12 protein-coding genes are annotated in these 12997 nt (G+C 69.0%); 5 read left to right on the top strand and 7 right to left on the bottom strand.

Annotation, left to right across the window (positions count from 1 at the left end; all coding sequences use genetic code 11):
* Positions 1 to 147 precede the first annotated feature (147 nt).
* The 7 genes from AB2U09_RS07140 to AB2U09_RS07170 form a co-directional block, all read right to left on the bottom strand.
* Positions 148 to 885, bottom strand: coding sequence for a fumarylacetoacetate hydrolase family protein (locus tag AB2U09_RS07140; RefSeq protein ID WP_459192015.1), 738 nt, complete (start codon positions 883 to 885; stop codon positions 148 to 150).
* Positions 886 to 978: 93 nt separating this feature from the next.
* On the bottom strand, positions 979 to 1626 hold the full coding sequence (locus tag AB2U09_RS07145; protein WP_459192016.1) for a hypothetical protein: 648 nt from the start codon (positions 1624 to 1626) through the stop codon (positions 979 to 981).
* The gene (locus AB2U09_RS07150; protein ID WP_459192017.1) at positions 1623 to 2648 is read right to left on the bottom strand and encodes a HEAT repeat domain-containing protein; all 1026 of its coding nucleotides are present in this window, start codon (positions 2646 to 2648) and stop codon (positions 1623 to 1625) included. The genes AB2U09_RS07145 and AB2U09_RS07150 overlap by 4 nt, the downstream gene beginning before the upstream one ends.
* On the bottom strand, positions 2648 to 3694 hold the full coding sequence (locus tag AB2U09_RS07155) for an ethylbenzene dehydrogenase-related protein (RefSeq protein WP_459192018.1): 1047 nt from the start codon (positions 3692 to 3694) through the stop codon (positions 2648 to 2650). Before AB2U09_RS07155 ends, AB2U09_RS07150 begins: the two co-directional genes overlap by 1 nt.
* Positions 3684 to 4544: a TorD/DmsD family molecular chaperone gene (locus tag AB2U09_RS07160; RefSeq protein WP_459192019.1), complete on the bottom strand. Its 861-nt coding sequence runs from the start codon at positions 4542 to 4544 to the stop codon at positions 3684 to 3686. Before AB2U09_RS07160 ends, AB2U09_RS07155 begins: the two co-directional genes overlap by 11 nt.
* A complete protein-coding gene (locus AB2U09_RS07165) occupies positions 4541 to 5716 on the bottom strand; it encodes a 4Fe-4S dicluster domain-containing protein (RefSeq protein ID WP_459192020.1) in 1176 nt (391 codons plus the stop codon). Before AB2U09_RS07165 ends, AB2U09_RS07160 begins: the two co-directional genes overlap by 4 nt.
* On the bottom strand, positions 5716 to 8895 hold the full coding sequence (locus AB2U09_RS07170) for a molybdopterin-containing oxidoreductase family protein (protein WP_459192021.1): 3180 nt from the start codon (positions 8893 to 8895) through the stop codon (positions 5716 to 5718). Before AB2U09_RS07170 ends, AB2U09_RS07165 begins: the two co-directional genes overlap by 1 nt.
* Before the next feature lie 313 nt (positions 8896 to 9208).
* Here AB2U09_RS07170 and AB2U09_RS07175 point away from each other — a divergent pair, with 313 nt between their 5' ends.
* From AB2U09_RS07175 to AB2U09_RS07195, 5 genes are all read left to right on the top strand, one after another.
* Positions 9209 to 9865, top strand: a complete 657-nt coding sequence (locus AB2U09_RS07175) for a helix-turn-helix domain-containing protein (RefSeq protein WP_459192022.1) — start codon at positions 9209 to 9211, stop codon at positions 9863 to 9865.
* 91 nt (positions 9866 to 9956) lie between these two features.
* Positions 9957 to 10577 (top strand): hypothetical protein, encoded by a 621-nt coding sequence (locus AB2U09_RS07180; protein WP_459192023.1) that lies wholly within the window; start codon positions 9957 to 9959, stop codon positions 10575 to 10577.
* Positions 10577 to 11293: a QcrA and Rieske domain-containing protein gene (locus tag AB2U09_RS07185; RefSeq protein ID WP_459192024.1), complete on the top strand. Its 717-nt coding sequence runs from the start codon at positions 10577 to 10579 to the stop codon at positions 11291 to 11293. The genes AB2U09_RS07180 and AB2U09_RS07185 overlap by 1 nt, the downstream gene beginning before the upstream one ends.
* On the top strand, positions 11293 to 12804 hold the full coding sequence (locus tag AB2U09_RS07190; protein WP_459192025.1) for a cytochrome b: 1512 nt from the start codon (positions 11293 to 11295) through the stop codon (positions 12802 to 12804). The genes AB2U09_RS07185 and AB2U09_RS07190 overlap by 1 nt, the downstream gene beginning before the upstream one ends.
* Complete coding sequence (locus tag AB2U09_RS07195; RefSeq protein WP_459192026.1) at positions 12801 to 12992, top strand: DUF8120 family protein; 192 nt, start codon at positions 12801 to 12803, stop codon at positions 12990 to 12992. The genes AB2U09_RS07190 and AB2U09_RS07195 overlap by 4 nt, the downstream gene beginning before the upstream one ends.
* The last annotated feature ends 5 nt before the right edge of the window (positions 12993 to 12997 follow it).

Raw genomic sequence — 12997 nt, forward strand, 5'->3', positions numbered from 1 at the left:
GTCGGAGTCGAGACCGGGAAATCATTCGTCTTGTCCACATCCCCGACGGACAAAAGGGTTTAGCCCCGAATCTCGAAATCGATAGACGGCGGCCGAATCATGCCTGCGTCGGGGGTAGGTGACGTCAGGCGTCGAAAACGGGACCGCTCAGGCGTCCGGGATCGAGACGTCGTGTTCGAGCGTGCCGACGCCCTCGATCTCGATCTCGACGGTGTCGCCGTCCGACAGCGGGCCGACGCCGGCCGGCGTGCCGGTGATGATGACGTCGCCGGCTTCGAGGGTCATGTAGGTCGTGATCTCCTCGATCAGCTCCGGGACGGAGAAGATGAACTCCTCGCGGGAGGAGGACTGTTTCGTCTCGCCGTTGACGCGGAGTTCGACGCTGGCGTCCTCGGGTACCTCGTCGGGACTGGCGACGACCGGCCCCATCGGCGCCGCGCCGTCGAAGGCTTTCCCGCGGATCCAGTTCTGCTCGACGCGCTGGTCGTCGCGATTGGAGAGGTCGTCGACGCAGGTGAACCCGCGGACGACGTCCATCGCCTCCGCGGCGTCGACGTCTTTGCACTGGCGGTCGATGACGACGCCGAGTTCGGCCTCCCACTCCAGCTTCTCCTTGCCCGCGGGCAGTTCCACGGTCGACCCGTGGCTGGACACCGCGTTCGGGGGCTTCAGGAAGAGGAGGGGTCGGTCGGGGATCTCCATGCCCTCTTCCTCGGCGTGGTCCGCGTAGTTGAGGCCCACGCAGACGATCTTCGTCGGCTCTGTGGGGGAGAGAATGTCGACCTCGTCGACGTCGTAGGTGTCGTCGCCGAAGGTGACTGTGCCGTCGTCGTAGGTGCCGGTGCGCTCGGCGCCGGCGGGATCGCGGAATCGAACCTGTCGCATACGTGCGCCGACTCGCGAGCCCCCTCCAAAACCGTTCCGTTCGCCGCCGCTCGGAGTATCCGGCGGGGACGGCCCCGACTCGACGGGATCCGCTCAGAACGTCTCCGGGATGTCTGGGTCGGGTTCGCCGTCGCCCTCCGCTGCGTCTTCCTCGTCGAACAGCGTCCCGCCGTAGGGGCGGTAGTCGAAGTCGTACACCGACGTGACCGACTCGAGTTCGTCCTCGCGACGGGCGATCTGGCCGGTGTCGAACGCGGACTCCTGGACCGCGGCGAAGAGTTCGTCGTCGTCGATCCGGCCCTCGGCGTAGGCGGCAGCGATGCCGTCGCGGAAGGCGTCGGCGTTGCGCCGCAGCCGTTTGGCCTCCTCGAACGACGACCGGATCTCGGGGGACGGCTCGGCCGCGTTGGTGGGGATCCGCTCCAGTTCGTCCGTGGCCCGACGGTCGTACTCGGCGGCCTGTCGGAGCACCTCGACGGTCTGCTCGGCCGCCGAGAGGTCCTCCCACGCGTCGCGGGCGTCGGGTGCGACCATCGCGTCGACCACGTCAGCCCACGTCGTCGTCCGCTCGGGATCCTCGAAGGCCTCGGCGACGAACGCCCCGACGTGTTCCTCTGGGATGGGGACGCCCATCGCCTCATCGTCGGCCGGGTCGTCGGTGCCGTCGCCGGACCCGCCCGCCCCACGATTGGTCGATTCGGGCTGTGCGCCGAGCGAGTAGGTTTCGGGTTCGTCGCTCACGAGTCGTCACCTCCGTCCTCGCCCGCGGAACCGTCGAAATGTCCCGGGGCGTGACCGTTCGTCTCGCTGTCCTTGTACCCCTGCGGTCGCGGGTCCGGCCCGGGGCGAGAGCCGATCCCGCCGGCGGTGCCGTCGACCGGCGTGGCGCCTGGGGCCGGCGCGCCCGGACCGTCGTCGATGCGGCCGGGCGGCGCGTCGGATCCGCCGGGCGGACGGGGACGGCCGCCTTCGCCGCCAGTGCGCTGCCCCGGCCCGGAACCACCCGAACCGGACTGGCGGGGACCGTCCTCGACGTCGAGGCGCTCCGGGTCGACCCCCCGCGACCGGGCGAGCGCCTGCTCGGCGGTCCGGCGCACGTCGTCGCTGCGGTCGTCGAGGCCGTGGGTCTCCAGCGCCTCCTCGGCGCGGTCAGTGCCGAGGTCGCCGAGTCCCTCCGCGGCCTTCGCGCGGACGAACGAGCCGGGGTCCCGCGCCAGCACCGCGGCGAGCAGACGGACCGCCCGCTCCGTGCCGGCCCCCTCGGGCAGGAACTGCGCGGCGTACTCGCGGACCGAGGGGGCGGGGTCGTTCTTCAGCCGGTCGACCAGCAGTTCGGCGTCCGCCGCGTCGGTCTTCGCCAGGGCGATGAGTGCGTTGCGCCGCACGGCCGCGTGGTCGTCGTCCAGCGCCTCGCGCAACCGATCGCTCGCGCCCGGTGCGGCCCGCGAGAGCGCGACCACCGCCTCCGCGCGGACCCACTCGTCGGGGTCGTCCAGCGCGGCGGCGATAGTCTCGCGCGCCCGACCCGCGACGCCGAGCGCTTCGGCGGCGAACTGCCGGGTCTTCGCGTCGTCGGCGGACCGAGCGGTGGCAACGAGGGCTTCGACCGTCGCGTCGGCGAGCCCCGATTCGGCCTCGTCGACGAGCGCCAGCGCCGCCTCGCGCTTGCGGGGTTGCTCCTCGTCGAGCGCCTCACGGAGGCCGGCCTCGTCGTCGGCCGGCGCTCGCCCGCGAGCGCTCCAGTTCGCGTACTCGTCGGTCATCAGGCGGCCCTCCAGTAGGTCACCAGCCAGACCAGCAGCGCCGAGAGGACGATCCCACCGACGAAGCCGGGGATAGCGAGCGCGCGTCCCTCTCCGCCGCCGCCGGATTCCGACCCGCCGACAGCGAGCGTGCTCCCGCTGCCGCCGCTGCCGCCGCTGTCGGGCACCGAGAGGTTCCCGGAGGCGGGATCGAGCGTCGAGAACTGCAGCGTCAGCGACTTCTGCCCGTTGACCTCGTCGGCGCTGCCGTTCCAGACGGCGAAGGCGAGGTACACCTGCTCGTCGGTGAGCGAGGCGTCGTACTGGCCGGCGCCGGTCCGGTTGCGGACGAAGGTGACCTCCCAGCCGTCCTCGGTGCGCTCGCCGCTGGCCTCGACGGGCTGTTCGGGCGCGTAGCTCAGCGACCCGTAGCCCTTCGCGTAGTAGTTCTGCGCGCCCCGATCGAACGTCGCCCGCGAGAGCGGATTGCCCGCCTGTCGGCCGGGCATCGTCACCGACTCGTTGTGCGGGTAGGCGTACATGTCCCCCGCACCGTCGCTGTGTTCGGGGCCGTGGCGCCAGCTGGCCCGCCAGTACCAGACGTTGACCGGCGTGCCCGCGGCGCCCATCGTGATCGGCGGCTGCTCGCCGGTCTTGAGCATCACCGCGGCGGCGTCGCTGAAGTTCTTCGGTTCGGCGATGTCCGCGTTCCGCGTCGGATCCTCCCACGACAGCCGCACCGCGAGGTGGCTCTCGTTTGCGGCGGTCTGTACGTCGAGTTCGTCGACGCTCCCGCCGCCGAACGGCGGCGCCATCTGCTGTTTCGACAGCGAGACGGTCCGGGTCGGCGCGTCGTCCCAGGCGTTCGCGGTCGGCTCGGTCGGCACGCTATCGACGCTCGCGAGCGGCTGACTCCCGCTCGTGACCGCTGCGGCCACGGCCGCCTGTCCGGCCAGTAGGAGCGCGACCGTCACGACAGCCAGCGTTGTTGCCCGTGCCGCGGCGGACTCGTCGAGCGGGACTCGCTCCGCGAGCGCGGCCAGCGTCCCGTCGTCCTCACTCGGCATCGTCGCTCACCTCCGCCGTTTCACTGTCGTCACTGGTCTGGGAAGTCTCGTCGCCGTTCCGGACCGCGTCGTCACGCTTGACCAGTTCAGCCGCGAGTCGCGCCGCCGTGCGGTAGGCGCGGCGGCCGGCCTCGTCCCCGTCGACGGAGCGCTCCACGTCGTGGGCGAACGCGGGCACGAAGCCAGCGAGGTGTTCGTCGAGGACGGTCGCCTCGGCCTGCGCCAGCCGTTCGGCGGCCGCGTCGTCGCCCTCGTGGACGGCGACGGCGTGCTGCCCTGCGATCACCTGCATCAGTTCCAGTTCGGCGGCGACGTGGTCCTGTCGCTCGGCGAACTCCTCGCCGGGCTCGACGCCGAAGGTCTCCATCAGGCCGACGACCGCCGCGATGCGGCGCTGGGACTCGCCCACGTCCGAGCCCGTCGTGTAGTGGGCCTCGTAGGGGATGACGGGGTACTCGCCGCCGTCCGGGAGCCCGAACGCCGCGTTGTACGCCGATTCGAGGTCCGAAACGGCCGCGTCGGCGAACGCGTCGAGGAACCGCTCGGCCTCGTCGCGGAGTCCCAGTCGCTCGGCCGCCTGCAGGACCCCCTCGCGGGCGTCGTGGGCGGTCAGCGTCGCCCGCGTCGCGGTGTCGGGGTAGCAGAAGGCGCCACCGACCGCCCCGTAGATGGTCGCCCGGGCGGCGTGCAGCGCCGCCGCTGCCTCGGGGTCGCGGTCGCCGTCACCGCGGTCGGTCGGAGCGTCGCCGTCGACCGCTCCGCGGTCGCTGCCGGCGCCGTCCCCGCCGGCCGGTTGCGATCCGCTACCTGTCGTGGCGGACGTGCCGTCCGCCTCGTCGAGCCGGGTCATGGTTGGTTGGTCCACTGCTCGCCCTCACGGACTTCCAGTTCCTCCTCGAAGGGCAGGTCCGCGACCTTCTCGCCGTCGCGGTTCCAGCCCCGCACGCGGTTCTCCGTGACCTCGTAGGTCTCGATGAGTTCGGTCGTCGCGCCGAACAGCTGTAAGATTCCGAGGACGTGATGCGAGGGGTTGCGAACGCGCTCCTGAACGATCTCGATCGATTCGCGGTAGGTGTCGCCGGGCCAGTCGTTGCGCTTGACCTCCTCGTTGGGAGTGAACATCTGGGTCAGGAACTCCGGCGGCACGTGGTAGGGGGGCATGTAGAACACCTGCGGGCGGGTGCCGAACTGCGGATAGAGGGGCAGGGCCACCTTCTCGTCGGAGTGGACGAGGTAGTTGATGGGGGAGCGACCGCCGGGGGCGTCGCCGCCGGGCGAGGGCGCGTCGGGGCCGCGGTTGATGTTGCCGTGCAGGCGCGTCTTCCCGATACACGAGGACACGCAGCGGGGGACGAACCCCTCCTCGATGCGAGGGTAGCAGCCGACGGGCTTCTCGGAGACGCCGGTCTCGGGGTTGTACATCGGCTTGTGGTACGGACAGCCCTTCACGCACTTGCGGTAGCCCCGGCAGCGCTCCTGGTCGAGCAGGACGATGCCGTCCTCCTCGCGCTTGTAGATAGCCTGTCGAGGGCAGGCCGCGAGACAGGCCGGGTTCTTGCAGTGGTTACAGAGCCGCGGCAGGTAGAACTGCCAGATGTCGTGGTGTTTCCCCTCTTCGAGGTCGCTCTCGACGACCTCGCCGGTGGGGTACTCGCCGTGGACCTGGTCGTCGCCGAGCGCGGGGTACTCCCACTCCTCCTTGTCGGCGATGTAGCCGCGGACGCGCTCGCCGCCCTCGGCGGCCTCGAAGATGGTCTCGCCCGCGTCGAGTTCGTCGAGCAGCCGCATGTCCCAGCCCATCGGGTAGCCGCCGTAGGGCTCGGTCTCGACGTTCATCCACCACATGTACTCCTCGCCCTCGCCGCTGGTCCAGGTGGACTTGCAGGCGAACGAGCAGGTGTTGCAGTTGATACAGCGGTTCGTGTTGATGACCATCCCCCAGTGCCAGTCTCGCTCTTCCTCGCGGTGTTCGTAGGGGTAGTCGTGGCTCCGTCCGAGCTGTGGGTTCTCTACCTGTGGCATCAGTCGTCACTCTCCGTTGCTGTCGTGCCGCTCGCGCTGTCCTGCAGCGACCCGCTCACGTAGTTCTGGAAGGCGTCGTCCTTCCGGGCGTCGGCGGGCTTCCAGTCCGCCTCGGCGTACTTCTCGACGTCGACGAGGTCGTCGCGGTTGGTCCCCGTCGGCGCCCAGACGGTCTCCTCGTAGCCGTGCTCCAGTTCCGCGCCGTGCCAGACGACCTCCTCGTCGACCTCCTCGGAGACGTTGGGGTCGCCGAACACGCCCTTGTGGACGAGGTCGTCGGTCTCCTGCAGCGGGTCGAGCCAGATGTTAGTCGTCGTGTTGTACCCCTTGATCCCGTCTTCGTCCTCCTCGTCGTCGGGGAAGTGCTGGGGCCACCAGCCGTGCCAGATGGTCAGCTGCCCCATGTCGCCGGCCGAGCGGGGCCGCTGGCGCTCGCTGACCATCGCCCGGACGACGAGGTCGCCGCGCTTGCCGGTGATGCGGACGTAGTCGCCGGTCTCGACGTCGATGTTCTCGGCGTCCTCGGGATGCATCTCGACGAACGCCTCGCCGAGCGGCGGCGCGTCCTCCGTCTCGCCGTCGCCGGTCGGGAACGAGAAGTCGTCGACGAGCCGCTCGGTCCCCTCGGGGTCGGCGTTGACGCTCCCGAAGTCTCGCGCCGACCAGATGAGGTTCCAGTCGGTCATCCCCCACGAGGAGTGGGTCCGGTACTTCGGGTGGGGCGTGTTGTAGTAGAACTGCTTCTCCTCGTCGTGATACAGCGGGTTCTCCTCGTCTTTCGCCTCGTCCCACTTCTGGTTGACTCCGTAGGGCGTCCCCTCGACGCTCTCGACGTGGTCCAAGTCCGCCCGGCCCAGTTCGATGAACCGGTCTTCCTCCTTGTGGAACTCCATCCGACCGGTCTTGGTGTAGAACGGCTGGTCCTCGTGGATCTGCGAGTAGAAGGGGATCCGGGGGTAGGTCTTCAACTGGAGGCGTTCGGGGCCGTCCCACAGATCCTCGACGTCGATGCCGCGGGTGGTCATCCCCTTGTCGAAGGTTTCCTTGATGTAGTCGATCGGGTCCTTGTCGTCATCGAGGAACTTGTCGAAATAGGCCCGGTAGGAGTCGACGTTTCGCTCCTCCGGTGGGATCTTCTCGTCTAACTTCTCGGCGACCATCGCGACGGCCTCGCCGTCCTGTTTGGTGTCGTAGAGGGGGTCCATCACCCCGTGGTCCATGTGGACGAAGGGGTTCTCCGGGCCGACGGTGATGTCGGGGTACTCACACTCCAGCCACGAGGGCACCGGGAGCACGATGTCGGCGTGGCGCGCCGAGTAGGTCATGTGCATATCCGAGACGATGAAACACTCGTTGCCCGTGTCGGGGTGTTTCACGAAGTTCTCGATGACGTGCTCCTGGTGTTTCGTCTGGTTCAGGAGGTTGCAGTTCATCGTCCAGAGGACCTCCGGCCGGGACATCGTGTACGACTCCGCCTCGGTCGGCATCACCGGCTCCTCTGCGTCGCCCTGGGGAACCAGGTCGAGGTCCTCGTCGAAGTCCCCCCGGATCTGGTGGGGATCGAGCTTCTCGCCGCCGAAGAAGGCGAAGGCGTAGCCGGGGTACATCCCGTGGGCGCTGTGGCCATCGGGGTTGACGTAGTGGGGATAGCCGTCCAGCAGTTCGATCTTGTACTGGCCGGAGTAGTTGTAGTAGCCCTGTCCGGGGCTGCCGATGTTGCCCAGCATCGACTGGACGAAGAAGATCGCCCGCTGGAGCGAGTCGTTGGAGTGGAACCAGTGGTTGATCCCCTCGCCGGTGAACCACTGGCCCTTCTCGGCATCGGCGAACTCCCGGGCGGTCTTCTTCAGCGCGTCGGCCGGGATGGTCGTGATGTCCTCGACGGTCTCGGGGTCGTAGTTATCCAGCACGTTGTCGCGCTGGCGGGCGAAGTCCGACCGGACGGCGACGGTCGACCCCTCGGCCAGTTCGACCTCCCGATCCACGTCCAGGCGGGGCGTCGTCGGCATCTCCTCGCCGACGTCCTCGCGGGTCACCGCGACCAGTTCGCCGTCTTCGCCGACGGCGACGAAGTCGCCCCAGTCGTTCTCCTCGTGCTGGTGCTCGGGGTCTTCCGGCGGCGCCTCGTGGTCTTCGAACACCTCGTGGGCGCGGAGGTACTTGCCGTCGTCCTCGCGGACGAGCAGCGGCAGCGTCGTGTACTTCCGCATGAAGTCGGCGTCGTAGAGTTCCTCGTCGATGATCACGTAGGCGATGCCGAGCGCGAACGCCGGGTCGCTCCCGGGACGGACGGGCAGCCAGCGGTCGCACTTCTGGACCGTCGGCGCGTAGTCGGGATAGACGCCGACCATCTTCCCGCCGCGCTCGCGGGTCTCCTGCAGGAAGTGGTTGTCCGCGAGCTTGTTGTGGATGAGGTTCTTCCCCTGGATGATAGTGTAGTCGGCCTGGCGCCACGCCGAGGCGTCCGAGTCGGAGGTCTGGTACCCGGTCGTGATGACGTGTCCCGGCGGCAGGTCGGCGTACCAGTCGTACTCGGTCCACTCGCAGCCGCCGAAGACGGAGGCCAGTCGGCGACCGGAGCCGTGACGGGTGAACAGCCCGTCGGCCTTGATCGCGTTGAAGATGTGGAACCGCTTGTTGTCCTCCAGGTTGGCCATCTTCTCGGCGATGAGGTCGATGGCCTCCTCCCAGGAGACGCGCTCGAACTCGTCCTCGCCGCGGCCCTCGGGGCTGGGGTCGTCCGGGTCCCAGCCCTTCCGGACCATCGGGTACTTGATCCGCGAGGGCTCGAACGTCCGGCGGTGGAGCGTCAGCCCCTTCATGCACCCGCGGGGGTTCCAGTGCTGGGTGACGTTGGCGTCCTCGTAGCCCGACGGGCCGACCGAGGCGTCCTCGTTGTGGTAGACCTGCTCGGCCCTGATGGGGACGCCGTTTTTCATGTAGAAGTTCAGCGCACAGGACTGGGTGCAGTTGGGGTGACAGACCGTCCAGTCGACCTCGTCGTAGTCGTAGATGTCGTGGTACACCTGCTCCCAGTCGCGGTTGGGGTAGGACTTGAGCGGGTTGTCGACCGACGTGACGGGGTCGACGGCCTGGGTGGCGCCCCAGGCCGTCCCGACGAGCGCACCGACGCTCCCGGCGCCGGCGGCCGCCAGGAAGTCGCGTCGCGACAGCGTCACGCCCGGTCACCTCCTCGATCTCTCGCCACTGTCTGGCGCATACGACCACGTCCGGACTCCCCACCCGTCAACCCGCGCGCGCGTTCCAGACTGGCTGGAACGGGGGCGAAAATGTTCTCGCATGTGTTCAGAAGTACCGGCCCCGAACACTGCGGGCTTTCAAGTGCCTCGGGCGCTGGCGACCTCCCCACGCGCCTCTCCGCGGCGGCGGTCCCGGGCGCCGGGATAAAGAAATCGAACATATTCACCCCCGTTTCCCAGCTACTGAGAGCGCGAATCGGGATTCTTTGGAGGGGGGTCCGATCGCCCGGATATGGGAGACGGACAGACAGGCGGCATTCAGGTGAGGCTCGCCGTGGAGGCGGCCGAGGCGTGCCCGGTCGCGACGGCGACCGACGGCGACACCATCGCCCGGTCGGCCACGTGGAGCCGCGCCGGGGACGACGGACGCGTGGTCGAGGAGTTCGACCTCGTGGGCGAGGCCGACGAGGCCGACCTCCCCGAGGACGCCTCGGTCGTCTTCGAGACCGACCGCTCGGAGCGGGTGCGGTTCACCCGCGAGGGCAGCGGGTGCATCTGCGAGGCTGTCGAGCGCCTCGGGACGCCGGTCACGGACGTCAGCGCCTCCCGGGGCACGCTCCGGTTGAGTTTCCACGCCACGGACGTGGAGACGGTCCGGGCCGCCGTCGACGAACTCGACGAGGCCTACGGCTCGGTCCGGATCGACCGCCTCTCCCGCACCGGGGAGGGCGACCCCGACGACCTCGTTCTCGTGAACCGGGGACGGCTCACGGACCGACAACAGGAGGTGCTGGAGACGGCCATGGAGATGGGCTACTTCGAGCGGCCCCGTTCGGCCAACGCGACGGAGGTGGCCGATCGGCTCGACATCTCGCCGTCGACGTTCGCCGAACACCTCGCCTCCGCGCAATCGAAGGTCCTCGACTCGTTGCTGGAGGGGTCCGCGTGACGGGGAAACCGTCCGACTGCGCCGTTCCAACGCATACGATAATTATAGTTATGGACGAACATTTAATGCCGTTCCGGGTCAGGTGCTAACGATGCGCTCCAGGACGCTCGTCATCGTGCTGGTGCTGCTCGCGGTCCTGCTCCCGATGTGGTTCGTCGCGATACAGGGCGAACCGCCTTCCGAGGAGATAGCGATCGACCACAGCGCCAGCGAGATCCGGCCGCTGGACGGGTTCGTCGACACGCCGAACAAGCTCTCCCCGAGTCAGGTCGGGGTGATCGTCTGGGTCGCACTGCTCGCGCTGCTGGGCGTGCTCGCCTTCTTCCACCGGTTCATGGACCGGCTAGCTCGGCCCGCAGGCGGTGAATCGGCTGCGGTCGCCGACGGTGGTGTCGCGAGCGGCGACGCCCCGTCGGAGTCCCGCTCGGACGGCGGGATCGTCACGTTCCCGTGGATCGAGACCGACGACCGCTGGGTCGTCGAGTACCACGACGCGAGCGACGCCATCGAAGGGCTCGTCGCGATGGGCGGGCTGACGGTACTGACCATCGCCTTCGCCGCGCTGTTCACCGGCGAGTACCTCACGCTCGCACGGACGCAGTACTTCGGCGTCTACGCGTTCGGGATGTTCATGTCCCTGACCGGGCTGACCGTCTCGTACTACGCCTGGTTCATGCCGCACGTCGAAGTCGCAGAACGGAGGGACCACTGATGACCGACGACCACTCCCGACCCGATCTGGACGACGTGGACCTGGCGCAGAGTTACCCGCAGGCCGGGACAGGCCCCGACGGGGGAACGGAAGACTGCGACGCCTGCGGCGACGGCTCCACGGCGGAGCCGAGCATCTACCAGGAGTTCTGGGGTGACGCCCGCGCGCAGATGGAGCGCCGGGACTACGCGAAGGCGCTGGCGACGGTCGGCGGGCTGACGGCGCTGGCCAGCCTCGCCGCGCCCCTTGCCAGCCTCACTCGCGTCTTCGAGCGGAGCTACACCGGGCCCGTCTACTCCGACGGCGTGCCGCTGGTCGACGCCGACGGCCAGCGCATCGAGGAAGGCCGCCTCGCCGAGGGCGAGCAACTGACGGTGTTCCCGGAACCGCGACCCGGCATCGACCGCGCCCCGACGCTGCTGGTCCGGTTCGCCGAGGACGCCTACGGCGGCGACACCCGCATGGAGTCCACCGTCGGCGGCTACGCGGCGTACTCGAAGGTCTGTACGCACGCGGGGTGTATGGTCGCCAACCGTGAGGGCCAGACGCTCGTCTGTCCGTGTCACTCCGGGCGGTTCGACCCGCTCTCGGGGGCAGCAGTCACCGGCGGCCCGCCGGGTCGGCCACTCCCGCAACTGCCGATCACGATGTCCAGCGACGGGTATCTCGTCGCGACCGGGGACTTCGAGGGGCCGATCGGCCCGGGGGGTGAGTGATGAGCCGCCTCGACCCCCTCTACCGCGCCTACGGCTGGGTGGACGCGCGCCTCGACCTGGAGGAGGACAGCTCGCTGCTCGGGAAGGCGTTCCCGGCAGAGGACTCGTTCCTGCTCGGGGAGGTCGCGCTGTTTTGCTTCCTCGTCCTCGTGCTGACCGGGGTGTTCCTCGGGTTCTTCTTCGAGCCGTCGACCTCCGACGTGGAGTACGACGGCAGCGTCGCGCAGTATCAGGGCGAGGAGATCCCGGAGGCGTTCGCGAGCGTCCTGAACATCACCTACGACGTGCCCTTCGGGATGCTCATCCGCCGGATGCACCACTGGGCGGCCCACCTGTTCGTCGCCTCGATGGCGTTGCACATGTTACGGGTGTTCTTCACGGGCGCGTACCGAAACCCGCGCGAGCCGAACTGGCTCGTCGGTACCGGACTCGCGGGGATGTCGATGTTCGCGGCCTACACGGGCTACGCGTTGCCGTACGACGAGTTCGCCAGCACCGCCGCCGGGATCGGGTACAACGTCGCCAGCTCGATCCCGCTGGTCGGCGATCTGATCGGCAAACTCGTCTTCGCTGGGGAGTTCCCCACCAGCGCGTCGATCCCGCGCTTTTTCTTCCTCCACGTGCTCCTGATACCGCTGGTCATCGCGGGGCTGATCGCCGTCCACATGGTGATCCTCATGCGGCAGAAACACACCGAAGCTCCCCGAACCGGTGACGTGGAGCCCGCCAGCGGACCCGGCGTCGCGGACGGTGGAACCGGCGTCCGTGGCGCGGTCGACCGCGACGACGACGGCGTCGTAGTCGGCCTGCCGGCGTTCCCGAACCAGGCGGCCGTGAGCGCGGTCGTGTTCTTCCTGACGCTGGGGACGCTGTCGCTTCTGGCCGGGTTCCTGCCGGTCCACAACATCGCCGAGTACGGGCCGAACAACCCCGCGTCGACGCCCTCGCTCATCATGCCCGACTGGTTCCTGATGTGGGGCTACGGGTTCCTGAAGCTCACTCCCTCCTGGATGAGCTTCGACCTGCTGGGCGTCCACGTCAGTTCCGAGTTCGTCGGCGGCCTCATGCTGCCGGGGCTGGTGTTCGCGGCCGTCGCGCTCTGGCCGTTCATCGATTACCACGAGCGTCCGGTCCACTTCACCGCCGACCCCATCGAGCGACCGTGGCAGACCGCCGTCGGGGTCGCCGGCGTCACGTTCGTGATGGTCGCCTCCATCGCGGGGATGGACGTCATCGTCGCCGACGTCCTCGGCACCTCGACGGACGCCATCAAGCCGCTGCTGATCGGCGCGCTCGTCGGCGTCCCGATCGCTTCGGGGCTGATCACCTACGCGACGCTCGGCGGGTTCGGCGACGACCCCTCGGGAGGCAGCGGAACCGACGAGCCCGGGTCCGGCTCCGAGTCCGAACCCGAGGTAGCCGACGGCGGTACAGAGCCAGCCGACGGCGAACCGGCGGCTGACGAATCCGCGGCGGAAGCGGCGGGCGACCGCCGGGAGGACGACCGATGAGCGACGACGCGGCCGGCCTCGCGCTGTCGGGGCGGCGGTATCGCTGGCTGGACAGGCTCACGAAACTCGCGGGCGTCGCGCTGATAGCCGCCGGACTGGAGGTCGGCGGCGACACGCTCGCAGGCGTCGCGCTCGCGGCCGCCGGCGTCGCCTGCGGACTCGCGACAGTGCTGATCACGAAGCAATGACCGAC

It is taken from the genome of Halosimplex yunnanense (assembly GCF_054504345.1).